At 41.7% G+C, this 23,821-nt stretch carries 21 protein-coding genes; 9 read left to right on the forward strand and 12 right to left on the reverse strand.

Annotated elements, in window-relative coordinates; translation table 11 throughout:
• Positions 1–231 precede the first annotated feature (231 nt).
• From VL121_RS20960 to VL121_RS20980, 5 genes are all read left to right on the forward strand, one after another.
• Entirely contained in the window at positions 232–7,062 is a 6,831-nt protein-coding gene (locus VL121_RS20960; RefSeq protein ID WP_325408571.1) for a hypothetical protein, read from the forward strand.
• Between the two features lie 172 nt (positions 7,063–7,234).
• Positions 7,235–8,221 carry a hypothetical protein gene (locus VL121_RS20965; protein ID WP_325408572.1) on the forward strand — a complete coding sequence of 329 codons (987 nt, stop codon included), beginning with the start codon at positions 7,235–7,237 and terminating at the stop codon, positions 8,219–8,221.
• A 36-nt stretch (positions 8,222–8,257) separates the two neighbouring features.
• Positions 8,258–8,521, forward strand: coding sequence for a hypothetical protein (locus VL121_RS20970; protein WP_325408573.1), 264 nt, complete (start codon positions 8,258–8,260; stop codon positions 8,519–8,521).
• A 23-nt stretch (positions 8,522–8,544) separates the two neighbouring features.
• Positions 8,545–9,180 (forward strand): endonuclease III domain-containing protein, encoded by a 636-nt coding sequence (locus VL121_RS20975; protein WP_325408574.1) that lies wholly within the window; start codon positions 8,545–8,547, stop codon positions 9,178–9,180.
• Entirely contained in the window at positions 9,180–9,596 is a 417-nt protein-coding gene (locus VL121_RS20980; RefSeq protein WP_325408575.1) for a hypothetical protein, read from the forward strand. The genes VL121_RS20975 and VL121_RS20980 overlap by 1 nt, the downstream gene beginning before the upstream one ends.
• Before the next feature lies 1 nt (position 9,597).
• Here VL121_RS20980 and VL121_RS20985 read toward each other — a convergent pair whose 3' ends face one another.
• The 4 genes from VL121_RS20985 to VL121_RS21000 all read right to left on the reverse strand — a co-directional run bounded on the left by VL121_RS20985 (position 9,598) and on the right by VL121_RS21000 (position 16,676).
• The gene (locus VL121_RS20985) at positions 9,598–10,392 is read right to left on the reverse strand and encodes an SOS response-associated peptidase (protein ID WP_325408576.1); all 795 of its coding nucleotides are present in this window, start codon (positions 10,390–10,392) and stop codon (positions 9,598–9,600) included.
• A gap of 434 nt (positions 10,393–10,826) precedes the next feature.
• On the reverse strand, positions 10,827–11,984 hold the full coding sequence (gene dinB, locus VL121_RS20990) for a DNA polymerase IV (protein WP_325408577.1): 1,158 nt from the start codon (positions 11,982–11,984) through the stop codon (positions 10,827–10,829).
• Positions 11,971–14,922 (reverse strand): DNA polymerase III subunit alpha, encoded by a 2,952-nt coding sequence (locus tag VL121_RS20995; RefSeq protein WP_325408578.1) that lies wholly within the window; start codon positions 14,920–14,922, stop codon positions 11,971–11,973. The genes dinB and VL121_RS20995 overlap by 14 nt, the downstream gene beginning before the upstream one ends.
• 1,475 nt (positions 14,923–16,397) lie before the next feature.
• Positions 16,398–16,676 carry a hypothetical protein gene (locus VL121_RS21000; RefSeq protein WP_325408579.1) on the reverse strand — a complete coding sequence of 93 codons (279 nt, stop codon included), beginning with the start codon at positions 16,674–16,676 and terminating at the stop codon, positions 16,398–16,400.
• 201 nt (positions 16,677–16,877) lie between these two features.
• Here VL121_RS21000 and VL121_RS21795 point away from each other — a divergent pair, with 201 nt between their 5' ends.
• Together VL121_RS21795 and VL121_RS21005 are read left to right on the forward strand one after the other, a co-directional pair.
• Positions 16,878–17,066 (forward strand): DUF6965 family protein, encoded by a 189-nt coding sequence (locus tag VL121_RS21795; RefSeq protein ID WP_414635437.1) that lies wholly within the window; start codon positions 16,878–16,880, stop codon positions 17,064–17,066.
• On the forward strand, positions 17,053–17,364 hold the full coding sequence (locus VL121_RS21005; protein ID WP_325408580.1) for a hypothetical protein: 312 nt from the start codon (positions 17,053–17,055) through the stop codon (positions 17,362–17,364). The genes VL121_RS21795 and VL121_RS21005 overlap by 14 nt, the downstream gene beginning before the upstream one ends.
• Positions 17,365–17,497: 133 nt before the next feature.
• Here VL121_RS21005 and VL121_RS21010 read toward each other — a convergent pair whose 3' ends face one another.
• The gene (locus tag VL121_RS21010) at positions 17,498–17,719 is read right to left on the reverse strand and encodes a hypothetical protein (RefSeq protein WP_325408581.1); all 222 of its coding nucleotides are present in this window, start codon (positions 17,717–17,719) and stop codon (positions 17,498–17,500) included.
• 131 nt (positions 17,720–17,850) lie between these two features.
• Entirely contained in the window at positions 17,851–18,081 is a 231-nt protein-coding gene (locus VL121_RS21015; protein ID WP_325408582.1) for a hypothetical protein, read from the reverse strand.
• Positions 18,082–18,377: 296 nt separating this feature from the next.
• Here VL121_RS21015 and VL121_RS21020 point away from each other — a divergent pair, with 296 nt between their 5' ends.
• Both VL121_RS21020 and VL121_RS21025 read left to right on the forward strand, forming a co-directional pair.
• Positions 18,378–18,620: a hypothetical protein gene (locus tag VL121_RS21020; RefSeq protein ID WP_325408583.1), complete on the forward strand. Its 243-nt coding sequence runs from the start codon at positions 18,378–18,380 to the stop codon at positions 18,618–18,620.
• A 419-nt stretch (positions 18,621–19,039) separates the two neighbouring features.
• Entirely contained in the window at positions 19,040–19,645 is a 606-nt protein-coding gene (locus tag VL121_RS21025) for an AbiU2 domain-containing protein (protein ID WP_325408584.1), read from the forward strand.
• 39 nt (positions 19,646–19,684) lie between these two features.
• Here VL121_RS21025 and VL121_RS21030 read toward each other — a convergent pair whose 3' ends face one another.
• The 6 genes from VL121_RS21030 to VL121_RS21055 all read right to left on the reverse strand — a co-directional run bounded on the left by VL121_RS21030 (position 19,685) and on the right by VL121_RS21055 (position 23,813).
• Complete coding sequence (locus VL121_RS21030) at positions 19,685–20,377, reverse strand: hypothetical protein (RefSeq protein WP_325408585.1); 693 nt, start codon at positions 20,375–20,377, stop codon at positions 19,685–19,687.
• A gap of 110 nt (positions 20,378–20,487) precedes the next feature.
• A complete protein-coding gene (locus VL121_RS21035) occupies positions 20,488–20,835 on the reverse strand; it encodes a hypothetical protein (RefSeq protein WP_325408586.1) in 348 nt (115 codons plus the stop codon).
• A 246-nt stretch (positions 20,836–21,081) separates the two neighbouring features.
• Complete coding sequence (locus VL121_RS21040) at positions 21,082–21,888, reverse strand: hypothetical protein (protein WP_325408587.1); 807 nt, start codon at positions 21,886–21,888, stop codon at positions 21,082–21,084.
• 60 nt (positions 21,889–21,948) lie between these two features.
• A complete protein-coding gene (locus VL121_RS21045; protein WP_325408588.1) occupies positions 21,949–22,305 on the reverse strand; it encodes a hypothetical protein in 357 nt (118 codons plus the stop codon).
• Between the two features lie 10 nt (positions 22,306–22,315).
• Entirely contained in the window at positions 22,316–22,705 is a 390-nt protein-coding gene (locus VL121_RS21050) for a hypothetical protein (protein ID WP_325408589.1), read from the reverse strand.
• Entirely contained in the window at positions 22,686–23,813 is a 1,128-nt protein-coding gene (locus tag VL121_RS21055; RefSeq protein WP_325408590.1) for a BT4734/BF3469 family protein, read from the reverse strand. Before VL121_RS21055 ends, VL121_RS21050 begins: the two co-directional genes overlap by 20 nt.
• Positions 23,814–23,821 lie beyond the last annotated feature (8 nt).

Here is a 23,821-nt window from a genome sequence, read left to right on the forward strand (position 1 = left end):
TTCCCTTTTTAATTTCAAATCCTGAAAACGGACCCCACCCGGTCAACGAAAACGCGTTTCCTTTTCAGAACAGACCCCTACCTTATATACATATACACCAATATTGTATGCAAATGCAATAGATGAACATTTATATAATTTACTTCTGTTAATCGGGAAAACTTTTCATCCGAATCAGTATCTTTATTGTGCCAAGGGAGAGTTGGCATTAAAATTTACAAACAAACTTTAATGGCACTCTCCATGGACGAAAAAGAATTAAAAAAACTATATCAGGCTGTATCGTCACAGTTGGATATTGGCGACTACGACACATTCAGAGGCAAAATGCAGACCTCCGAAGATCGAAAGCGTTTTTATGATGCCGTTGGCGTAGAAGATTTTGATCTTGGTAAGTACGATGCTTATGAAAGCAGATTGGCTGGTAGCCAAAGAAAGATTCCTACTCCACAGGAAGTTTTTAGCGATGAAGGACCTGCTCCAAAAAGAAGGATACCAACTCCGCAAGAAGTTTTTGGTGATGAAGAACCAGCTCAAAAAAGAAGGATACCTACGCCCGAGGAAGTGATTGGCGAAACTCAAACGAACGATTCTTCCACAGATCCCGTGTTAAGACTTTGGAAGGGATTAAAAGAAGACGGCAATTACACCAAAAGCCTATCGGAGTTTAAAGCAAAATATAGTACTCCTGAAACCATTAATAACCTTTATAACGGGTTAACGCAGGACGGCCAATATTCAAAGAGTAAAGAAGAATTTTATTCTCAATACTTTCCCCATTTAACATCTAAGAAAAAAGCAGGTTCACCCGCTTCGCCGCTTGGGTTCGAGATTTCCCGGTTTGATTTTCAAAATCCATATGCTTCAATTAAAAAGAATTCTATTGAGGTTGCAGGGCAGCAAGTAGATATGGGTAATACGTTTGGTCCTATACCTCCACAGGAAGTAGATAAGAAAGTAAAGGAACTCAGGGAGAAGGTGAGCCAAGGCAAGGCAAGCAAAAGCGAAATCAATAACATTTCTTTGGTAACAGGGATGGCGCCGAAAGCAATTGAAACGGCTATAAAAGATCCGGAAACTTTTAAAACCATTCTGGCAGATACTAACAAGCAGGCAAAGGTTGAATATTACGCAACACTTGACAGCGGTGCGAAAGCAAGGCTGGCTCAGTGGGGCATTGATACAAAACAGCTTGTTGAAAATGAGCATTATGCCCATGCTGTTCAAGTAAACCTGAATGATAGTAGAAAGCAGGAACTAAAAGCGCTATCGGATAATCACCCATTCTTAAATCTGCGTGCCAATGCAATGGTAAAGCCTGTGAGAGACGAACAGGCTGAGTACGATAAAAAGGCCGCTGAGATTAATAAGTCATACGATTTGCTGTTTGAAATGGTAGGTGAATCTGCTGCCAATGATTATGCCCGGATGAATCCTACTGCCGATCCAATGGAGATAGGGCTGGAATATGAAAAACGTGCAAACCCTGACAGATATAAGCTGAGACAAAAAGCCGGTGGTTCTTCACCGCATGACCGGGATATAATGCAGAAGGGTATAGATGCTTTATACGCAACGGGAGATCCACATGCAATTACTCTTGCTGAACAGGATGAAAAAAATATTGATGATCGCTTCCCTGACAAAAAGAATGCAGAGATATATCATAAACTTGGTGCCATCATTTATAAGCAGGGCAAGAACAATCCTATTTTTAATGAAAACCCAACACCCGCTGATTTGGTAGTGGCTGCCCGGCAACTGGATGAAGAAGATAAGCAACATTTTTACAAGCACATACTACCATTAGAATCCAGGATCATAGGTAGCAATGTTCCTGTAACCGGCGCTGTAAATAAATTCGGTGAGGCTATTGCTACCACAGGAACCGAAATGTCCAATACGGTAAGGGATATACCTATTTGGAATGACTGGATTAAGCGCACAGAAAAGGATCAGGCGAAGGACCAGCTTAAACAACCTTATGAAACACGCTTTCAAAATGTAGGAGAAAATCCTGAAAGTGTAGCAACCTTAAAATACCTTAATAGTAAACCTGAGTTATCTGATGCTGAGAAGGCACAGAAGGGGGAATTAGAAAAATATACCAATGTCAGGTCCACTTTGAATGAGATCATGGATGGCATGGGTAACGTTGGCGGGCAGGTGTTCATTCAGGCTATAGGAACCCGCGGGCTTGGTAACGTATTGACCAGGGCAGCCAAAGGAGCGGGTTTATTAAAGACGGGGAGGGCATTACAGGCTATTGCCAGTGAGGATGCTATTGCCAATGTTGCCACTGATATAGGTGTTACACGGGGAACGCTGGATGCCATTGCTTCTACCATTACTTCTTATGCTTCCAGTTACGATGCGGCAAAGAGGGCATCACTTGAACTGTTCCCTGATGATAAGGATACAGGCAGCCGCTATGCGTATGCAAATATTGTTGCAGTAGGAAATGCTGCCAGTGAGAGAATTTTTAAGGACGAAAAAATACTTGATGCTTTTGGTAAAAGTATTTCCCCCGGTGTTAAGTCCGTGGTTAAAAGTGTTGCGGCCGGTGACCTTCCAAAAAAAGCATTGCTGCCAGAGATTCGCAATGTATTCAGAAATGGATTCAGGCTGCTGGGGCATGGCTTTGTTGAAACCAATAAGGAAGCTATCGAGGAGGTTGCTGCAAGTGGTGCAGATAGCGCCGCAAAGCTTTTGCTTGCTCCTGGCAAATTCAATGAAAAGGAGGCTTTTGACGATGCGCTGAGCACTTATACCACGATGATGCTGCACGGTGGACCAATAGGTCTGCTGGCAGGATATAGCAACTTCAAAGCTTCGCATGCAGCATTGCCCCTACTTTCCCAACTTGGGCCAAATAAATCCTTTACTGATGATGTTAAGAATGAGATTAACCGGCAGGTACTGTCCGGGGAGATTTTGGACCAGGAACACACCGATAAAATGGGACTGGTAACTGAAGCAGTGAGGATTAATGAAAAGGATATGCCTATGCTGGAGGAAAGGGGAGTGCCTGAGAAAGCAAAGATGAAGTACCTCAGCATACTACTTCACGAAAAAGGACTTCAACAAAAAATGGATGCTGCTACTGATCCTGTTATCAAAACATCCATTAATAAAGAGATTAAAGCGGCACAGGAGACACGATTAGGTATTTACGAAAATAAGCTTACTGTTGATGATAATTATATCCCGGTTGAAAATAAGCCTGAACTCATACAGCAGGATGACATAAATACTGAGGAATCACCTCTTTTACAGATACAGGCAGGCTTATCAAGCGAGGCAACACCGGAAGAAATTAAAAGCTACCACCAAAGGGTAAAGCCCGTCACAAGTGCCATCCGTAATGCAGCTAAAAAGATTCGTGAATTTGAAATGAAGGATAGCAGTGGTGAAAAGATCACCGGTGCATTCATGGACATATCGGGAATTCCCAGGCATGTTGTCGCAAAGGGGCTGGAAATAGTGGCTGATAGCATTGAAGCCGGTGCAAGCCTTGCAGATAGTATCAGGTCGGCTGTTCAACATATAGCAGGACTGCATCCTGATAAGAACCCCAATGAGATCAGGGAAGTAGTTGCCAACCATCTTGAAGGTGTATGGGGACAGAATACAACTCCACACAGAGGTACAAAAGCAGGTATCACCCAGGCAACCCAAACTGGTAAGATTACCGGTGATAAAATTTCAATGACGCCCCGCCAAGCTTTGCATAAACAAATCAAAGATTTTATTCGTGGTGAGAAGGTGGGATTTAAAACAGGTACTGAAACTGAAAAGGCGAAGAGTGTAGCAATGGCGGGAAGGATTAAAGAATCTCTGAATGATGCAAAGAATAAAGGCTTCATTGCACCGAAACAATGGGAATCATTATTTAACCGGGCAAATAAGATCGGGACCAGTGGCAAGCGCTTTGATAAATATGCCGACTACCTTGACAAAGTGCTTAATGATGCAGATTATGAGGCAAAGCTTGATACCGGTAAAAAATTAAAGGATAAAATTACCGCTGGTGTCAATACAAAGGCATCCGAAAAGTCAGCATATACCCAGCAATCAGTAAAACGTTTTTCAAAAATAGATCCATCCAAAGTTGAAAGCATTGATGATTACAATGCCATAGCAAGTAAGGTAGTGAGTGTAGCTGAAGGATTGAAGGCTTCTACACGCAACGGCATGGCTGTAACTAAAAATGAAGCCTTTGAGGTTGACCGCAAAGCAATTGATGATTATGTACAGGCACATGAAGCATATTCAAACCAAAGGGCAAAGGATAGGCTCTCAGAGGACTATTCAGACCTGGTGACCGCCGGTGTGATTGATCCTAAAACCATGTCGTTAAAAGACATGAATGAGCTTATTGATGCGATCAATGGTGAAGACCAGAACGCGGTACAGCACGCGGCTGAATTGTTTGAGGCCAGGGAGCAAAAACTTCAGGCATTACGCATTGCCGTTGACTATAATCGCATTGCGTTGGAAAATGATCCTTCCTATTCAAAAAGCGAAAATGAGATTATAGCCAAACTTAAACAACTTGACACCTCCGCTATGGATGCCGGCTCTCTGGCAAGTCTCAATGATATCATTAACAACATCGTTGTAAATGATGATTTCACTGGTTCGGAAAAGATGGCAATCCTTGCAGATACCCAGGCTGATATCCAAAAGGCACAGGAGGATATAGAAAAGTCCGGTATTAAAAGTTTAGGGAGTATTCGTAATACACTGGTTCAGGGTTTTGCCAGCATGGCCCAACAGCATGATTTTATATTTAAGTCCACCAAGCTTGCTTCATTGATTCAAAAGCATGCCGGTATTTCCGGCGTTTTTGATGGCCATGCAAAGGCCAAGGTGCTCCAGGATGAAACTGTAAATGCTACTACTAAAATGAAGGATGATATGGGTAGGAACATTGATTACCCTATCAATAGAATCCGCAGGGGTGTCCTGGCTGATGTTACAAACAACTATGGCGGTACCACAGAAGAAATAGCTGCTGAATTCAACCGCAGAAAAAACTGGATCAGGCAATCAGCCGAAAGGATGATGCAGTCTGATATACCTGAAGAGGTTAAGGAAGGGAAGATAACAATGGAAGTATATAATGAACTTCTGGAAAATTCATTCTCAGCCCAAGATGTAGAAAGGAAGTCCTCCAAGGACAATATTAGGATTGTGAACTTTTGGCGTAACCAATTTGATAAACGAAAGGATTTAACCAGACAAAATGCTGAGCAGTTCAATAATAAAATATGGGAAGACGTTGAAGGATATACCGCCACCAAATTAAAAAATCCGGGTGGGAATGCTGGCATAACGCCGGAAGAAATAAAAGAAGTATTCACTGCTACATACATCAGCAATAAAGTCACTCAGAAAATTGCGGGTTCAAAAAATAGAAAGGTCCGGAGTGTTAATCTTCCTGCTGGTAGAGTTCTCGACCTGGATTTTGATAAAGTACAGTCACAGGTTTTCTACAGAACTAATTACGATGTAGAGACCAGCAAGGCCATTGAAAAAGTAAGGACATTCTTTACTGATCCACGTGCTGATAAAATATTTGGAGGCGTGGGCAACAAAAGAATAGTGATGAACTCCATACGTGAAGCAGTAAACGCACAGAGAGGGCAAATGCCGCCATTAACTCCTGGTGACAGGATTGTGAATGGGCTCACCAATACGATCCGGGCAAAGGGCGTACGAATTGCATTGGGATCAATTTCCCAGGTAATTAAGCAATATCCCTCGGTTGCAATTAATACAGTGGTTAACCTGGGAGCAGATGCACACCTCTTTGGCAAGGCGTTCATGATACCTAACAATATCAAACTGTTTGATCAGTTTGCCATTGCTCTGCGGGGAGAAGCCAAAGCCGGGTTTAATAAAGATGTGCAGCTTGGTGAGATTACTAAATTTGAGTTAGGATCAGACATTGCCGTGCTGAAAATGACAATAAAGCAAAAAGCCGAAAAGCTTTCTGATTTGATAATGGCAGCCCTGGTTCGGTCAGATGTATCAGTAGCGAGGACATCATGGCTTGCATACTATATGCAGGATTTAAAAAAGCAGGGAATAAAGCTGGACAATATCAACTGGCAGGCCGAACATGAAAATCCGAACCTGGAAGCAGCAGCGTATGCTGAACAGCAGGTCAGCCGTACACAGAACCCCAATGATGTAAGTTCGGGCAGTTCATTCTATAGGGATTCCCGGGGTACCAGTGGGTTCTTTAAGAACCTGGTGCTTCCATTCTCCACCTTCGTAGTAAATACCCGGGTGCGCATGACCAACGATGTACAGAAAATATTGTATGGTGGCAATAAAGCTGAGGCATTTAAATCCCTTGCCGGCGCGGCTGCCGAAATGACTGCCTTTAATGCGGTAAAAACCTACATCATTGCATACCTCACCACAATGGGCGCCAGGGGTGTTGCAGGGCTGTTTGATATGTGGGATGAAGAAGATGAAGCAACAGCTCAAAACAGGGAGCAGTTGACTATAGAAACATCTCAGGGTAATTTAAATGTATCTGCCAAAACTAAAAAGATGGTGGCTAATTCAGTAAGTGATTTCTTCTTCTCCGGATTGGGATCCTTAACACAGAGTTCAGCGAATGAAGGGATGAATGCTCTATATAAACTGGCAGCCACGGAGTACTTCGCTGATGGCAGTATCAACAAATACCCGTCATTGTTCTACAGCCGGTCTGTTACGGACAAAACACCTGACTATGCTCCTTACGGCTTGTATGGCACCCTGGCATCAAAAATAGCCTCTGCTAAGAACAGCGCCCGTTACTCCTTCACCGGCAATTATCCAGGCGTAACGAGGGGATATGAGGACGTAGACATAGTGTTGACTGAAGAGGAACGTAAGCTGTATACCATATCATTTATCGTTGATGCTTTGGGTATAGTTGGTGTGTCCGATGCTGACCTCCTTATGCTCAACCAGCGGTTAAAATGGATAGCAGACAAAAAGCTGGCTGATAAATACGGGGTACAGGATAAGTTGATGGAACGGAATGTGAAGCCACAGTAAATATTACTATATTTGTTATTGTATGCCTATCTCAGGATACATAAATTGTCTGTCCCTTATGTTCATATTTCGGTAGTCAGTATTACTCCGGTAGTCTTTGTAAAACTTTTAGCCCTGCCCACCAAATTTTACAAAAAAATGCACGCGTAACAGCACTTTTTGACATTTGTTAATGATGCGACATGAATTGTTTTCAATATTACTTCTTGTTCTTATTACCGGTTTCTCCGGGGATGAAAAGGAAGTGGGAAGATGTTCCGGGGATGCTTATTGCACTGCCTGCAGTTCATGCAATTATTGTAAAAATTGCAGTGTTTATGGCGGAACATGCGGTGTATGTGCTCCAATTAAGAAAAAGCCAAAACAGCAAATATATATTCCGCAAGGCAGAAAGTTGAAAACAACTGCCGACCAGAATACATCCGAATCAGGTGTAAGCAGATACTATCAAACCACGCCAAAGAGTAGATCAAGCACCCCATTAGGAAATCATTATTATGTTGAAAAGACGTATTCGGGCATTAATATCGGGGGGATGCTTTTTACAGTCTCAGTACTTCGTGATAAATACATTAAAGGCGTTGAAGAGTACAAAAGCTTCGGTTATCCAAACCTTACACAGTCCCCAATCACTCTAAAAATTGTTAATGAACTACATCCCAGCATTAAGCTCTACACGAATATTGATTACAGCGGAGCAACGTTTTTCAATCCGATAACTTACTATAATATATATAGTTTAAATTCAAAAAGCAGAGGTCAAAAAAATGCATACTTTTTTACTTTTAAAAGGATCGCCACAGGGACGCCAATAGTTGAACATTACGTTTTGCAATTTGTAAACGGGAAACTGTCTGTGATGCCTATTCTTAAGTGCGATGAATTAGGTTATGCTATTCCAAATAAGAATGACAAGGAGATGCTGCTGCTGCAAGGAGAGTGGAATAAAACTGCAGGGGAAAGGGAAGATTCACACCACAAGTACAGCATATATAAGTATGAATACCATTCCCAACGGGTAGAAAAAAAACTAATTGGAACCACAAAGTATAAATATGCTGCAGCCATGAATGCTACAATATTGGATATATTTAATGCTATAAAAAGGCAAGAGCCTGCTGTCGTATCAGATATTGATATCTCTGATTACGAATGGTGAAAGGAAAACCGCAATTCTGATTTTATAACATTACACATGAGCGCACTATTCCCGGACCAACCATTCCAGATTACTTATGGCAGCACTGTGCTGACAATACGCCCGGTTGACATGCCGAACCGGCTGGCATATCACATTACTTTCAGCAGTGAACGCAAACCCCTACTCATTGTCCGGGCAAAGGACTTCAATGCAAGTCATTTCTGGACATCAATGCCGGAAGGCAGGCAGAAAGAAGCAGAAGGTGTGGGGAAACTTATTGAGGAGTATCTTGCAGGTCAACAAAAGAAACCGCAATAGAACTAACGATAAACCACATTCGCATGAAAAAATCCACAGTTGACTGGCCTGCCGCCATGAAACCTCTCATAAAAAAGTATGAAAAGGCAAAGCATCCGCTGGAAGCAAAAAATTTGTATGAGATGCTGGTAATGGTAGTGCTATCCGCACAAACGACAGACGTGCTGATCAACCAACTGGCACCTGCACTGTTCAAGGCGGTTCCTACAATGGCTGCACTTGCAAAAGTCCAACCAGAAGATCTGTATCCCTATATCTCCAAAGTCCGGAGTTTTGGAAACAAAGCCAAATGGTTGGTTCAGATTGCAAGCGTGCTGAAAAAAGATAGTGCTATCCCTTTGACGATGGATGAACTGGTTAGCTTACCAGGTATCGGTAGAAAGTCTGCAAATGTCATCAAACGTTTTGCCAAAGCAAAAGCGGAAGGAATTGTGGTGGATGTTCATGTGTTACGAGTAGCGCCAAGACTTGGTATTGTGAAGGACGACAAGCCCGATAAGATGGAAAAAGAGATGATGGCTATTCTCCCGGAGACTGAATGGGACGCGGGCATGTGTATGTCATTTTTGGGGCGTGAAATTTGCCGTCCAGAGCCACTGTGCGAATCTTGTCTTATGAATAAGGTTTGTGCCTATTATCAAAAACTAAAAGCAGGTTAATGCAGTATGATATTGATATTTTGGAAGTACAGAAACAGACGCTAAACGTTGAGTATAGAAGTATGAGGGGTGATATGATTTTATCCTCAAATTACATTCATGTAAATCCTTTCATCACTCCCTTGCCAAAGGACATTGGTGGTTACAAAATCGTTTTACAATGGATCGGAACAATGGATGATCAATTCACGGGGGCAAAAATTCTGGAAATGGAAGCGCTCCAGGCAGTTTTTATCCTACCTGAAGGAGAAAATGATGACATCCAATTGCAGAAAGTGATAGCACTATCCCAACAGGCATTTGCTGCCGAAGTATCAACGTTCTGTGCAGGTACACCACTCAAAGATTTTCGATTTGAGGAGATGGACTTTGCAGAGATTGCTGATGAAATCATAGCCTATATAGAGAAGCGATAGGCTATGAATATACTAACTCCGGCACCTCCTGATAGATTACTTCCTCATGCGGGTTATCACGTTTCAGGAAATCTTTGTGCAGCGGTGTGGCCTTCATTTCTGCTGATGCTACCTGGTAGTTGGCGATATCTAATATTTCCTGTTCGTTGAGGTCTTTATACAGCCACGCCTCAGCTAAGTCACCTGGTAGGATTGTAGGCTGCCTCTCCTTGCTGTTATGTATCTGTTTCATCAGCGTATTTGCGTTGGTTGTCACCATAGCAAAAGTGTTGGTAGTAACACCTGTGTCAATGTTTGTATTGGGTTGCCAGATGCCTGCCATATAGAATTCTGGCTGATTGACCATTTCGATATGGTAAGGGAACTTCTCTGGTGTCTTTAGGAGCTTCCCTGACTTGCCAACTACCTGCACGTGCCGCCATTCATAGAACCCTGCAGACGGTATAAGGCAACGCCTGTGCAAAGCTGCATCCTTGTACATTTTGTCAAGTAACTGTTCACTTGTCGCATTTAAGGTTGTGTAGGCCGGCTTCCATTTGCCGGAAGGGTCTTTATATCCGAACCTGAAGTTCTTTATCTTCTCTGTTGTATTTACATAAGGTGGCAGGAACCCCCACTGCATTTCCACACGTTCAGTTTCATGGGTACCGGCTTTAGGTCTGATAATGGGATAATCTCCATAGTCAAACCCTTTGTGAATTGCCATTTCATCATTTAGAAAAGCGAAGCGCCTTTCCAGCGCTTTCAACCGGATGTATTCATCTCTGGTTACTTTGATGCCGTTGTAATAACACATATTGAAATTATTTTGTTAGTACCTCTTCAAAAAACGTACTTGAAAATAACGAATATCCAGTAAGGGATTTCTAAAAAGTAGAATACAATCAGAATCGAGCTGCCAACAGTTAATACCTTTTGCGAATCAATCCGTCCCATCTTCCTCATCAAATTCAGGCATAAAGCAATGAAGTATGCTACAAATGGAAACACGAAAAACTGAACTATCAATACCATTATTACAGTTGGATAAAATTCCGCTGTTTTATAGAAGGGATGTCCAAATTTGAGAAACACCATTTGCAAGCATGCCATGACGGTGGCAAATGCTGTTATCCTAATAATTTTTTTCCTTAATTTTTTCTTCTCAATTTGTTCAAAATCTACCTTAATGTCTCGTAGTAAATCAGGTACTCCCTTCAGCATAGTTGTATTATTGGATTTACTAAAGTATTAAAATCTCTCAACTCCTGCCGCCCTAAACAACAACTTCTCCCCGAATTGTTTTTTTACACTATCAATGGCCTGGTAAAGCCTGATATTCTCTTGTGTATCATCAAAGAGGCTGATCTGATAATTACCGGGAATAAGGTTGGTGAATCGTATTCCTATCAAACGTACAAGCACCCTCCGCTGGTATAATTTATCAAACAGGTCCCTTGCCGTTCTCAGTAAAACATGATCAGCATTTGAATAAGGTATTGCCTTCTGCACGGTATGGGTTTCAAAGTCTGAATACCGGACTTTAACCGCTACACAGCCAGTAAGCTTATTCTGGCTCCTGAGCTCAAAGGCGATTTTTTCAGTCATGCGGACCAGTTGCCCATGCAGGAAGTGAATATCAATGGTATCTTGTGAAAAAGTGTTTTCTGTTGAAATGGATTTTTGTTCATGATAAGGGATAACAGGAGTTTCATCAATGCCATTAGCTTTTTTGGAAAGTTCAATGCCATTTTTGCCAAGGAGGTTATGCATCATTTCCGTCGGTATATCTGCCAGCACCTTCACCGTCTCAACCCCCATTTTCAATAAAAGAAAAGCGGTTTGTTTTCCTACGCCAGGTATTTTAATTACACTAAGTGGAGCCAGGTATGATCTTTCATTGCCGAATGGTATTTCAATCTGCCCGTTGGGTTTTACTTCATTGGTGGCAACCTTGCTGATGAGTTTATTGCTGGCAAGGGCAAAGGAAATGGGTAGGCCGGTTTCCTTGGTTACTCTTTTACCAAGTTCCTTACTGAACAGGGAACAGCCAAAGAACTTATCCATTCCCGTGAGGTCAATGTAAAATTCATCAATGGAAGATTTTTCAAACATAGGAGCCGTATCCCTGATCACATCGGTAACCAGGTTGGAATACTTACTATACTGTTCCATATCGCCTCTAACAACAATGGCATGCTGGCATAAGCGCCTGGCTGTCTTCATGGGCATGGCGCTGTGTATACCGAATTTCCGGGCCTCATAGCTGCATGAGGCTACCACACCCCGGTCACCACTACCACCAATAAGAACGGGCTTACCTTTCAGCTTGGGGTTATTCAGGCACTCTACCGATACAAAAAATGTATCAAGATCCATATGGGTGATATGCCGCTCAGATGCCAGCATAGCTTCTCATTTTATAGCCCACTTTTTCCATAAAATGAACTTCCAAACTACACACGTCAAAATCTGCTGTTACCTTTCCTTTAGCACGGTAGAAGCCGCTCTTACTAATCGGGTATCGTCTGAATGAATCAGGGAAGTGAACGGTGTCAATCCAGTCAAGATTAGCATCTATGAATGTGCCAAAACTCATTACTTCATGCTTCACTGTTGGAACTACCTTATAGGCAATAAAATAGATCAGCACAGTAACGGTCTTGCCTATATGCTTATCTATGTCGCGGGCATATACATATTTTTCAGGATCGTCATCCACCAGCCCAAAAGGATTACACAGCGGAAAGCCCAGTATCTCCAACTGATCGTATAAATCGTCTAATGGATGGTCCACCAGTTCAGGAAGGGTAAATTCAACAGGCTTCTCCTGGAATAAAGAAATACCTGCGGGAATATGATCTTTATTTTTTGCCTGCAGGAAATTGGCTTCCCAGAGCAATTTTTTTTTGGATTTGCCGGTAAAACCAAAAGCACCTACGCTTACCAGTAAGTTCAACTGTTCCCGAGTGATGGCCGTGCGTTCAATAAAATCCTGCAGGTGCAGGTAAGGACCATGGCGCTGCCTTTCTTCCAGTGCGCGTTCGGCCATTGCCGTTTCCAGTCCTTTGATATGAACAAACCCGCAATACACTTCACTTCCCTTAATATTCGTATAGTAGTCACTGTTATTAACACAAGGGGTTTTGATATCGCCACCCGTTTTGAGCAGTTCCAAAAAATAAAGTTCCCTGGGATAAAATCCCCCGAAGTTGTTGATCACAGCCACCATGAACTCTTTGGGATAATAAGTCTTTAGGTAAAGGCTCATATAGCTCTCTACTGCGAAGCTGGCCGAGTGGGCTTTATTAAAACTATAACCAGCAAAGCTTTCCATCTGGCGCCATACTTCAGCTGCCAATGCATCAGGATGCCCTTTTTTTTTACAACTGGCAAAGTATTTTTCTTTAATCAACTGAAAGCGGTTATTGGACCGGTATTTCCCACTCATGGCCCTACGCAACACATCTGCCTCACCCAAATCAAGGCCGGCAAAATAATGCGCTACTTTTATCACATCCTCCTGGAACACCATTACGCCAAAGGTTTCTTCCAACAACTCTTTCATAACCGGGTGCAGGTATTCAAACTTTCCGGGATTATGGTAGCGGTAAATGTATTCTTTCATCATACCGCTTTGAGCCACGCCGGGGCGTATGATAGAACTGGCGGCAACCAGCGTGGGGTAGTCATCACATTTTAATTTCTTCAGCAATTGCCGCATGGCAGGCGATTCTATATAAAAGCAACCGATGGTATTCGCACTACGGATTTGGGCTTTTACTTTTTCATCTTTTCTGAAGTTTTCAAAATCGTGGATATTGACATCAATGCCTTTGTTCTTTTTGATCAGCTCCAAACTCTCTTTTATATGCCCCAGTCCGCGCTGTGACAATATATCCAGCTTAAACAATCCTATATTTTCAGCAACGAACATATCTAATTGAGCTGTGGGAAATCCTTTCGGTGGCATGAACACAGCCGCGTAATCATGAATGGATGATTCTGATATGAGTATGCCACCGGGGTGAATGGAAAGGTGATTGGGGAAGTTCTCCATCAATTTGCCATACCGCAAAATCATTTGTTTGATGCCGTCATCCGGGGGAGTACCTGTGGCAAGAGCGTCAATTTCTTCTTTGGGCAAACCAAACACTTTACCCAGCTCTCTTACAGCAGCCCTGTACTGGAAGGTGCTGTACATGCCCAGCAATACTGCCTGGTTCTTTCCATATCGTTTGAGTACGTAATCAATGATATCATCGCGGTTCCGGTGGCTGAAGTCAATATCAAAGTCAGGAGGACTGGTGCGGTGAGGGTTTAAGAACCGCTCAAAATATAAATTCAGTTCTATCGGATCCACATCGGTAATGCGCAGGCAATAGGCTACAATGGAGTTCGCACCGCTTCCGCGGCCCACGTAATAAAACCCTCGTGATTGCGCATAGCGGATAATATCCCAGGTGATCAGGAAATATGCGTTAAAGCCAAGGTCGTTGATGATCTTCAGTTCTTTGTCTACCCTTGCTTTTGCCTCTTTGTTTTCCCCATACCGGTATGCCAACCCGTCCATGGCCAGTTTTTCCAGCAGCCTGCGATCATCTTCTTTTGAATAGCTGAAAGTTTTTTTGTTTTTATCGGTATGGAAATCCATTGTGATATTACAGCTATCTATGAGCTTATAGGTATTGGTAACAATGGAAGGATATTGCTTGAAGGCATCCAGCAGCCGGGATGGTGGTGAAAAATATTCCTGGTCGCTGCAAACGGCTTCTAAAGGTAGTTTGGTACCAACCACATTGCAGTCAATTGCACGCAGCAGTTTATGTAGGTTGAAATACGCTTTATTTTGAAAGGTGACCGGTTGACGAATGACCAGTTTTTCTCCTATAGTGCTCACGTCTATACCAAACAGCTTATTCACCTCCCATGGTAGAATGCCAATACGCTCATTTGCGAGCAATTCCCGGACTTCTTTCTTACCGGTTGGATAAATGACATAGCCATCCCAAGGATCGTCAAAAAACGGGGTATTTTCTGCTCTGGCGGGGAATGGTTTTTGTTCCTGTATGTGAAAGGACAAAAATGCATTGATCCACCGAAAACCTTTATTGTTTGCTGCCAGCAGAATGTACTCCAACCTGTTGCCATTGCGAACCTCCACGCCTACTACGGGCTTAATACCTGCTTCCTGGCAGAACTTAACGAAGTCCCATGTATCGCAAGTTGAATTGATATTGGTAAGAGCCAGGGAGGTAACACCAGCTTCCACAGCAGCGCTAACCAGTTCCTGGGTGCCGAAAGTTCCGTGCCGAAAACTAAAATATGTCTTGCAGTTTAGATACATACAAGAGCAAGAATACTAAATAATTTAGTAATATGTGATAAAAAAAATAGTATTATTTATAAGTGATTGAAGATTATAGCTTTAAATTTTGCTCGCTTTTATCTATTTTATTTTGATTTAGTGGATCCCAATTTCTTTTTCAAACAAGTGGAAAATTAATTAAATCCAATGCCCTATTACTTATTCCGCACTTTTCCACACGCTGTTGATATTTAGCAGTTTGACAGAACAATTAGGCCGGTTACATTTGAAAAATCCTGATAAGTTATTATTAGGTTTGTCGAAGCTCTTTGAAAAAGCCGCAGTTGGTAGCTGCGGCCGTAAATTAGGATCAAAATGATTTGCTTTGTGTGGTACAAATATACCTCGTAACTCATCTTCTTCCTCCTTTCCTCATTTAATGTTGAAAAATGGTGCATTAAGCACACGAAATATTTTACTTACTGCGCTCATTTTTTAAAGGTTTAATTAGCAGTACTAAAGCTGAAAATGAAAAAAGCCCAGCGAAAGCCAGGCTAAACTTTTGGGTATCTCCACCCTGAAGGAGTAGTTAATAACCTTTAAAAAATGCATATCATGGCTTTTAAACCAGAATGCAGATGTGAAGACGGTATAGTTTATACCCCATTCATAACTGTAAAAGGTAAGAGAGTCTACAGACGCGACGGGAAAGTATTTGCTTTTCCCTGTACCCGTTGCAGTAAGTAGAAAGTGCTGATCATTGATTAGCAGAGCCGGGCAAAGCCCAAAATGCAATCCTTTGTTAAGGATTCGGTTAAGCGCTGACTTAACCATTTATTAAGAAGCCTGTTTGGTGTTTCGAGCACCTTACGGGCTTTCTTATTTAACGCAAAAAGGTCGCCGGAATTACAACCGTTCGACTAATAAATGTTAATTTATACTTTTCTATGGCTGCTTTTATTTTGTAAAAAGAACTATCTGATTCAAAGGTTGGGTTTCCGGGAAATTGGGATATCCGGGTTTGTTTTATTAAACAAACATAATAATTATTTTAACGTAACAATACATTATTTTAATTTTAATCGTTGTAGTGTCTTTTAAAGCCCCACTCCCAAACCTATCTTCCACTTAGCCGGCATTGGCACATTGAATATTTCAGGATCGGATAGTACCAGCCGAATCTGCATGATGCGGAGCGCTCGAAATTCTAATAAGTCTTTGAATTATATTTTTTAGCAGCTCTTAAGGCTGGGGAAAAATGATCTGTTATTTATTATACGGTCCTCATTTGGACAAACTAAGCCAATTTGTTTTATGAATAACTTTTCCTGAACCGCCATTTTCTACCGAGGGCCATGCCTATACCTGTGCTTTCCGTTTGCTTTAAATAGTACCGCACCTACCAGGTTCACTTTTCATAGAAAGATGCGGAAATGTAAGATGAACTTTGTAAATTAGATTTCGTTTCCCGTTAGCAACAGTCGAGCCCTTCGGAGTGGTGTCCGGGGGCTTTTTTATGCGTGCTCATTCAGGTTAAGAACGGCCTTTCGGTGTTCGGTTAAGAAATCAAAACATTCTTTAATTATTTTACTGTTCTGATCCGGTTGTACAACATCATAGTCCAGCCAGGATAGTTCATTTATCTCTTCCTTAAAGTGTTCCAGGTCTGATATGTAACCTTCATCATAATTAAAACGCACTAAAAGCCTGGGTATAGACATTTTTACAATAGCCGCCTGCTGGGGATGGTTTAATAAATGTTCGTCAAAGTAATAATCGTTAAAGGTTGACATGGCGCAACGATTTAGGATATAAGTTATAATTTTTAAAGATGCTAAACCAAATTTTTAAATCCGGAGACATAAAACTAACTTGCTATTCTCCTACAAGGGTTAGGGTTGAAACTAATACGGGGCCTGTTTTTACAGTGCCCTTTTTTATTGTAGACCCCGGATGTACCTTGCAGCATGGTAACACAAGAAGAAATTTCCGAAATGGAGCAGTATTTTAAAGCCGCAAATTTGCCGGTAAGCATTAAAACGAAGGAAGGGCTAATAACTAATGTAAAGCAATACATTGGATCGCATTTGACGATACTACGGAGCCATGAGATACTCAATGCCTATGAGGGTTATTACCATAATCTATTAGCCTTAAAAGATATTTTGAGTGGAAAAGTTTGAGATCATACCGGGTAGAGATACGCCTGGTTTAACAGATGTGATGCATAACGAATCACCGCGATGCAAGCTATTGGTCAGTGACCTGAACATAAATGATGCATATGAGGGAGACCCCGAATACCCTGTGAAGATTTTTGACTTTGTAGATCCTACCGATGGGCACTACTACTGGGCAGAGGTCACGATCGTTAAGATGTTTGAAAGCGGGAGCTATGAGCGGCTGATAGAGGACTGCTGGAAGTGGTGGTTAGCTTTGGAAATAAGAAAGCGGAATATGGAAAGATTTTCGGATGATTAAAGCACAAAGCAACAACAGTTATTACCCTGCCATTGCTTTGATCAATGCCTTTATTGGTTTTTAGGACATTGCATTGGATTTCTGATCCCTGCAATTCCAAGTTTAGTTTGGACAAGCATTTGTAATAGCCAAGCTACTTTCTTACAACCGATTCGGGAAAAGCCTTGGCAATTTTTTCCATAATATCTTGGGGGATTGATGAAAGATCCGGAAATAACTTCGTCCCCTGCCGTGTAAATTTTATATCATTTGTATACGATTCCAATTCTGGTACAGCAGATACTAATTTCTTAATTAACGCCTTTTTTACAAGTTTTTCTGGATCAGGCATTTTCCCTCTGAATTTTAATGTCATAACCTTTTTTTCAAATCTACTCAATTTGATTCTAAAACGGCAACAAGGGATTGTTTTTAATAAGATTCCAAGTTGGAAGTACTCTTGTCGGTTATTATTTGGAGGATGAACTCTGGAAATTCGTATGAAGTTTAGATTCCTTCCAGCCCCTTTCCTTTAGGGCGCACCTTCACCTTACCATTCTTCGCCTCATAGGCTTCTATAAGCCGTGAGAATGCCAGGTTATAAATATCATTGAAGCTAACCCCCTCCAAATTAGCGATGGTCTGCATCTTCTCCAAGACAGGCCCAGGTATTGACCTTACCAATACATTATTAGATGTTTCCTGGTCCGGGGTAATGTCTTTGCGCTTAGCTGCCATAACAACAATTTAAATAAAGGTACTCAAACCTACTGATATTTTTGATAGCATTGATAGTGTGGATAACTTTTTTTAAAATAATGTATGTTATCATTGATATTTATGATAACATTGATAACTTTGAATTCTTTCACACCTCAATAAAATATTTGTTATGCCACACATTACCCGGCATCCATCTTTGCAAGCAAATGAACGCGGTCCCCCGATACACGGCTTGCCTGGAATTTAAACTACCTGTAAGCAGTGCCCGTTTTTAATCCCCCTCCATTTAATCACCACAAAAGCATAATTCAATGAAAAAAGAAAACCTGCATAGTAAAGTTGAAATCCCCTATGATTTACGGGTGATGTGTGTAAATAAGGAGAACTGGATGCTGGCGGGCAGGCTGATAAAAGGACCCGCGTTCGGTGAGATATGTACCGTTACCAGGATTATAGAAGACAATGGCGGTTTGTTTTACGGACTGAAGGAATGGGATGATGATTATGCTGATTGGGCAGGATCTGTATTCTTCAGGTTGCAGGGTGAAAGGTAATTGCCTTCCTTAATCAATCCAGTTACACAGTCAATTTTTAAATTTTTAGAACCAAAATAATGAACACAAATTTATTGTTATGAACACAGTCAACATACAAGTTCAAGCTGAAACCATTAACGAATTATTTGGTACAGCAAGTGCTGATCACTTTTGTGAAAGCATTGAATATTTTTTTAAACATTCGCTAAATGATGCGGAAAACTTGAGTGAGATAGCTAAACACTATTTTTTAATAACGGAATTGAAAAGCTTCCTGAAGAAATTGGAAAAATGCAGCGGATTCCCATTCACCCTAAATGAGACAAATGGGTAGCAGCGTCAATGGATGGATATGATGGTATTTTGGTAATGAAAGGAAGCAGCAAGTTTAAGCCTGGAATTGTCCAGGCTTTTTGTATTTTAACAAAAAAACTCAAATGCCATCCCATCAAGAACAGGTAAGAAAGAAGCTTAAGCGTATTTTATTGATATGGCTATTTGCAAGGGATGCTTATTACTTCGCCGAATATTTTCATAACCCAGATACTCATGAAGAGCTGAACTACATAGAGAATTCGAGAGATAACCATCACATGGATTTTATAAGACATCTGATGTATAGAACACTTGTTATAGAGCTGTCAAAGCTTTTTTGTAATAGGAATAGCGATAAGTTCAATTTATTTAAGTTCATTGCTGCCTTAAAGCCAGGCGGGTTTCATCGGACTTTAGAGGTGGATCCGAATATTCTTGAACAGTGGGAGCAACAACTAAAGTCGCATAGTTCAACAATAGAGAAGATAATCTCTTTGCGCGACGAATACTATGCACATGAAGATGACGGCGCAACAAACCTGGCCCTGTTGGATGTAGGATTCAAGCAGATATGGGAGTTACTTGAGATTGTATGGGACATCATAAAGACTATTGAAAATGTTGTACTTGATACGCATATAGAGGACTGCATTTCAACATTCTCCCAGAGAGAGAGTTTTCACTTTTTAAGGATATTATCTGAGGTTGATAAAAAGCGGACAGGTTAAAGAATGAGGGAAGTGTTTCTTGAAGCCACTAATTACAGGCTACTTTTTAAATCTCTCTTTGAGTTGCTCATTGATATCGCTTGGTTTATTGTCCTCTGCTGCGGTTTGATTATATGGGTTTCTGCTCCAATTTTTCAGTGTCAGGTAAACGCTGGTATTTTTTTGTAACAATGGCTTCCAGTTATGCATCTTTTGCAACAGGTCCATTACCATTTCCTTGGGCATGTCCCTCCTGATCTTCAAATACTGCTTCAGTGTTATTTGCTCCTTCATTTTCGCCACATTGGGAGCGTTTTTCTTAAGCCAGGCATTAAAGCCATCGAATAGTTTCTTTTCTTCTGCTGTTGCTTCGGTTTCTTCCTGATCAACGTGGCTCCCTGGCTGGCTCCTTTCTGGCTCCTGATTGCTCTGTAATGCAGCAGACCTGCGGCTTTTACTGGCTCCTTTCTGGCTCCCTGGCTGGCTCTTTTTGTACAATACTGTTACTATGTGCTTATCCGGGAATTTGGATATTGTTATGAAGCCCTCTCTCTCAAGTTGTTCTAAAAAAATCTCCACCTTTTTCCTTCCCCATCCCCACTTGCCAGCAATTTTTCTGGTAGTAATAATCATCGTACCATCCTCAGCGATACTCATTATATCCACCAATGCCTCAAACCGGCTGTAAACCCGCTTTTCTGTGAATAGTTCACCTTGTATTATCGCTCTATCCAAATATATGCCCTCAGACATGCTATCAGTTTTTGTTATGATCAAATTTTGAACGGTGGTAATCTTGACTGGCCCACAAAGAAGCACAATACAACCAACATAAAGGAGTGTTGTCCCTTGGCATTGCAGAATTAGCGTTCCCACAGTGGTTTGGAGGTATCACCCTTACGATGGATACGGTCCATACGTGCCTTGCGCATCATTTCGTCATATTGTTGCATGTATCGCAGGCCGTCAAGCGTGGTGCTGTAGTGTTTGCCGTCGTAATGAATGTAACCTGCCTCTATCAGCCGGGGAAGGATATTTCCTTTGATTCGTTTCCAGGCAGACAGGGAACCAAGTGGGCTGATCAATTGCGGTCCCTTGCTGTGCAGGTAATACATAACCCTGATATCCTCAGTGCATATGTCAACACCAAGTTTTTTATTCAATTTTCGCAGGCACCGGGTGGCAAAAAATATAATTTTTAGGGCTTTCATTCTAACTGGTTTTACTATAGTTATTTAAATTTCGGTTTTTACCTATTTCGGATATTTTGGTTCAGATACTAATTCCAATTATGCACGTACACACATGAAAGAAATTTATTTTATTCATTCTGTTGCTATGGATTAAGTTAGGAACCAATAAAAACTGCATCATGAAATGGTAAATGGTGCCTGCCATCTTTAAGATTGAACTTGAATTGATAAAAAGTCCAGCTTTTATTGATAGCAGGCATACATTTATTCCGAAATTATGACCCCACCAAATCCGAACTTTCTTTTATATAAATGCCAATTAAAAAAAGATTCGGCCAAAACATGAGTAAACTGGCTGAGCTCACCTGTACTTGCCGGGGAGGCTGTTGGCTGCTGTCGCGCAATGTGATCAAGAAAAGATTCACCAGACCTGACTGATCCTGTGTTTAATCCATGGGCCATCCTTTCTATATTGCCGCGAGATTCCTCCCGGTGTTGGTATACCTCATAATAAGGTGCACTTTCCAGAAGTCTTATCCCGAATGCCCGTACAGGAATCCACCTGCTTATAAGATCATCATCCAAATTAACATCATGATCAAGCCGGGCAAAATGGTAGTTCATCGCCACCAGGTCGTCAATAAAATTGCCTTGAAATGAACACCTAATGGCAATTTCATTTGGTTGGTATAAATACAGATAATGCTGGCAAGGCGGGCAGTCCGGGGTTTTACCATTAGTAAGCCGCGTAAAGTATTCCGTCCTGTCTTTCTTTTGCTTTGCATTGAAGGGTGCCCACCCCTTCGGCAGTTTAAACCTATCCGGACTTGTCGCTTCTGCTTCCTGCTTTTCGTCCCAACAAATTTTGTTCAGCTTGGCAATTGCTTTCTGGTGCTCTTCAGTGCGCTCAGGAACTTGTTTGCGCTGATGTTCGTCATAAGCTAAGTAGTAGATTTCAAATTCATCGTTCCTTTGCTTAAACTCAGCTTCCAGCACTTGTAGCCGCGCCTGCAGCGTTTCTTTTTCGGATAATGTTACCTCTGCGTTGGGTAATTCTGGTTTGGTTTTCATGATTTCTTTTAGTTTAAAAATTTACAATTGAATTGTTACAGGTCGGTGGTGTTTACTCAATTAAAAAGTGTCGTCAATCCACCTGAGCAGCCTGTGCCGCTCTCTGCCTTCATGAGAATTCTGATGAAGTGTTTCAAAGATGGCTACCAGTACAGGGGTGTTCATATCCTCTCGGAAGCTTCCCTGGACCCGGATAAACGCAGTTATCAGCTCGGTGGGCCAGAATCTGATTTGTTTAATGAGTGGCTTTAGTTCAAATTCTTCACACCCGGATTCCCGTTTGTTTTTAAACTTTCTCCCACCGGGAGCAGAAATAAAGGGATAATTTTCAATTTCGGAAAGGATGTCTGCGAAGTCGGCCCGTTGCATCGCTTTGCGATGGTATTCCGGGATCTTTTCTTTTTTTGACTTTGCCATGTTTTAAAATTTAAAAATTATTAATTGGGTTTGTAAAAAACTTGGTGTTGGACCGCTTTTTTAGTTCCAGATGGTGCCACATGTACCGGGGACCTGCAGTCATTTTAAGCCTATGCAACCCCTCAGCCGAACTCATGGCCGTTATGTCCCCTGGCTGCATCTCAGCGCCGTGGTGCTGCTCATACTTAACTACAACACACATTTCAGGGAAGAATAGAAAGGCTGTAATAGGCTTATAGAATGTATCCACGCATGCGGATATCTTTTCCAGTTGCTTAGATCGTCCCGTCTTGATAAATTTTTTTGCTGCCTCCGGGAAATTCCAGTTTAGTCGTTTTTGTACCAAGTGGCGTACCGTGCGCACTGGTGTTTTTGTTTCGTTACATGTTGTTGGTTCCATATTTAAGTTGATTTTGATGTACGTTATTGGAGGTAGTGTCCCATGCTGAAGGATAACCTTCAGGTGTAACCTCTATCAGTGATCCATCCTTCAGAACCTCGAGGCGTTTACCATCACGAAATAGGATGCGCGGTTGGTTAGCGGGTGGGGTTGCCCGTGAGGTATGTTTAATATTGATTGAATGCTGTTTGGCGGCATTCACCAGAGCACCAAGGCTTGGAGGCTTTGCCTGCATGGCTTTAAGGCAAGCTGCATACTGCTTGGAAGCTTTCCTGAAGTCATATTCAGGGTGATTCTGACTGATTGCCTGGAAATAATCTTCTCCATTGGTACCGAAGGTTGAAGCTATATCACAGCCTATAGCATACCAATTGTTATACCCGGAGGTTAAATCAGTGCCGCTTGCCCGCACTTGCTCTATTATTGCCTTAATAGTATGCCCCTCCTTCCCACTGTCACGTGTTGAATCAAAAAAGCGAACCGGAGCTATAACCTTTTTAGGTTCAACGTGGTATGAGGTTAACGGTATGGCGCTGTGGTTAAAATATGCATCAGGGTCGTGACTGTAGCCACGTAACCTGGTTATGTCTTTGCAGGCTTTGTCAATTATGATACCTATCCCCTTAAAATATTGCTCTATAAACAGAAAATGTTCCTTGTACTTTTCTGGATGCGCTATTGTGAATATGACGAAGAATCCTGTACCCGATACTGACAGTCCTACATAAGCGACATTTTTTATTTTCGATATTTGAGTTTTTAAATCTGAGTAGTTGCTGATATGCTGGTTTCCTTTCAGATCAATATCGATTGAGAGAAGTCCACTATACTTAATAATCCCTTCCAAGGTCCTTGATAAAAACACTCCTGCTATGATAATAGCAGGCAGCAGTGCTTTCATCTGGTCTCTTATGAGTTTGTCGGTAGTTGCGCGAATTTCCTCGACTTTATGCGCGTACTTGGTAGACCGCAACCAGGTAAGTAAGTTGATTGCTGCCAATTTGGTCGGACTGTAATAGTCGGGAGTGCAGCTTACTTCAACATTCAGACAACTATCCATTTTTTTCAATTTTGCGGTTATTTGAAGATGGTGTAACTGCAGTTTCAATTTGCGGC

The sequence above is a fragment of the Agriterribacter sp. genome (assembly GCF_035497235.1).
Lineage (GTDB): Bacteria > Bacteroidota > Bacteroidia > Chitinophagales > Chitinophagaceae > Agriterribacter.

Excerpts from the sequence above, each read along its gene's own strand:
- VL121_RS20980 (WP_325408575.1), top strand. The coding sequence starts at position 9,180 with ATGCAGTATGATATTGATATTTTGGAAGTACAGAAACAGACGCTAAAC.
- VL121_RS20970 (WP_325408573.1), top strand. The coding sequence starts at position 8,258 with ATGAGCGCACTATTCCCGGACCAACCATTCCAGATTACTTATGGCAGC.
- VL121_RS21015 (WP_325408582.1), bottom strand. The coding sequence starts at position 18,081 with ATGGCAGCTAAGCGCAAAGACATTACCCCGGACCAGGAAACATCTAAT.
- VL121_RS21020 (WP_325408583.1), top strand. The coding sequence starts at position 18,378 with ATGAAAAAAGAAAACCTGCATAGTAAAGTTGAAATCCCCTATGATTTA.
- VL121_RS21025 (WP_325408584.1), top strand. The coding sequence starts at position 19,040 with ATGCCATCCCATCAAGAACAGGTAAGAAAGAAGCTTAAGCGTATTTTA.
- VL121_RS20995 (WP_325408578.1), bottom strand. The coding sequence starts at position 14,922 with ATGTATCTAAACTGCAAGACATATTTTAGTTTTCGGCACGGAACTTTC.
- VL121_RS21010 (WP_325408581.1), bottom strand. The coding sequence starts at position 17,719 with ATGACATTAAAATTCAGAGGGAAAATGCCTGATCCAGAAAAACTTGTA.
- VL121_RS21050 (WP_325408589.1), bottom strand. The coding sequence starts at position 22,705 with ATGGAACCAACAACATGTAACGAAACAAAAACACCAGTGCGCACGGTA.
- VL121_RS21045 (WP_325408588.1), bottom strand. The coding sequence starts at position 22,305 with ATGGCAAAGTCAAAAAAAGAAAAGATCCCGGAATACCATCGCAAAGCG.
- VL121_RS21035 (WP_325408586.1), bottom strand. The coding sequence starts at position 20,835 with ATGAAAGCCCTAAAAATTATATTTTTTGCCACCCGGTGCCTGCGAAAA.
- VL121_RS21040 (WP_325408587.1), bottom strand. The coding sequence starts at position 21,888 with ATGAAAACCAAACCAGAATTACCCAACGCAGAGGTAACATTATCCGAA.
- dinB (WP_325408577.1), bottom strand. The coding sequence starts at position 11,984 with ATGCTGGCATCTGAGCGGCATATCACCCATATGGATCTTGATACATTT.
- VL121_RS20985 (WP_325408576.1), bottom strand. The coding sequence starts at position 10,392 with ATGTGTTATTACAACGGCATCAAAGTAACCAGAGATGAATACATCCGG.
- VL121_RS20965 (WP_325408572.1), top strand. The coding sequence starts at position 7,235 with ATGATGCGACATGAATTGTTTTCAATATTACTTCTTGTTCTTATTACC.
- VL121_RS21030 (WP_325408585.1), bottom strand. The coding sequence starts at position 20,377 with ATGTCTGAGGGCATATATTTGGATAGAGCGATAATACAAGGTGAACTA.
- VL121_RS21795 (WP_414635437.1), top strand. The coding sequence starts at position 16,878 with ATGGAGCAGTATTTTAAAGCCGCAAATTTGCCGGTAAGCATTAAAACG.
- VL121_RS21000 (WP_325408579.1), bottom strand. The coding sequence starts at position 16,676 with ATGTCAACCTTTAACGATTATTACTTTGACGAACATTTATTAAACCAT.
- VL121_RS20960 (WP_325408571.1), top strand. The coding sequence starts at position 232 with ATGGCACTCTCCATGGACGAAAAAGAATTAAAAAAACTATATCAGGCT.
- VL121_RS20975 (WP_325408574.1), top strand. The coding sequence starts at position 8,545 with ATGAAAAAATCCACAGTTGACTGGCCTGCCGCCATGAAACCTCTCATA.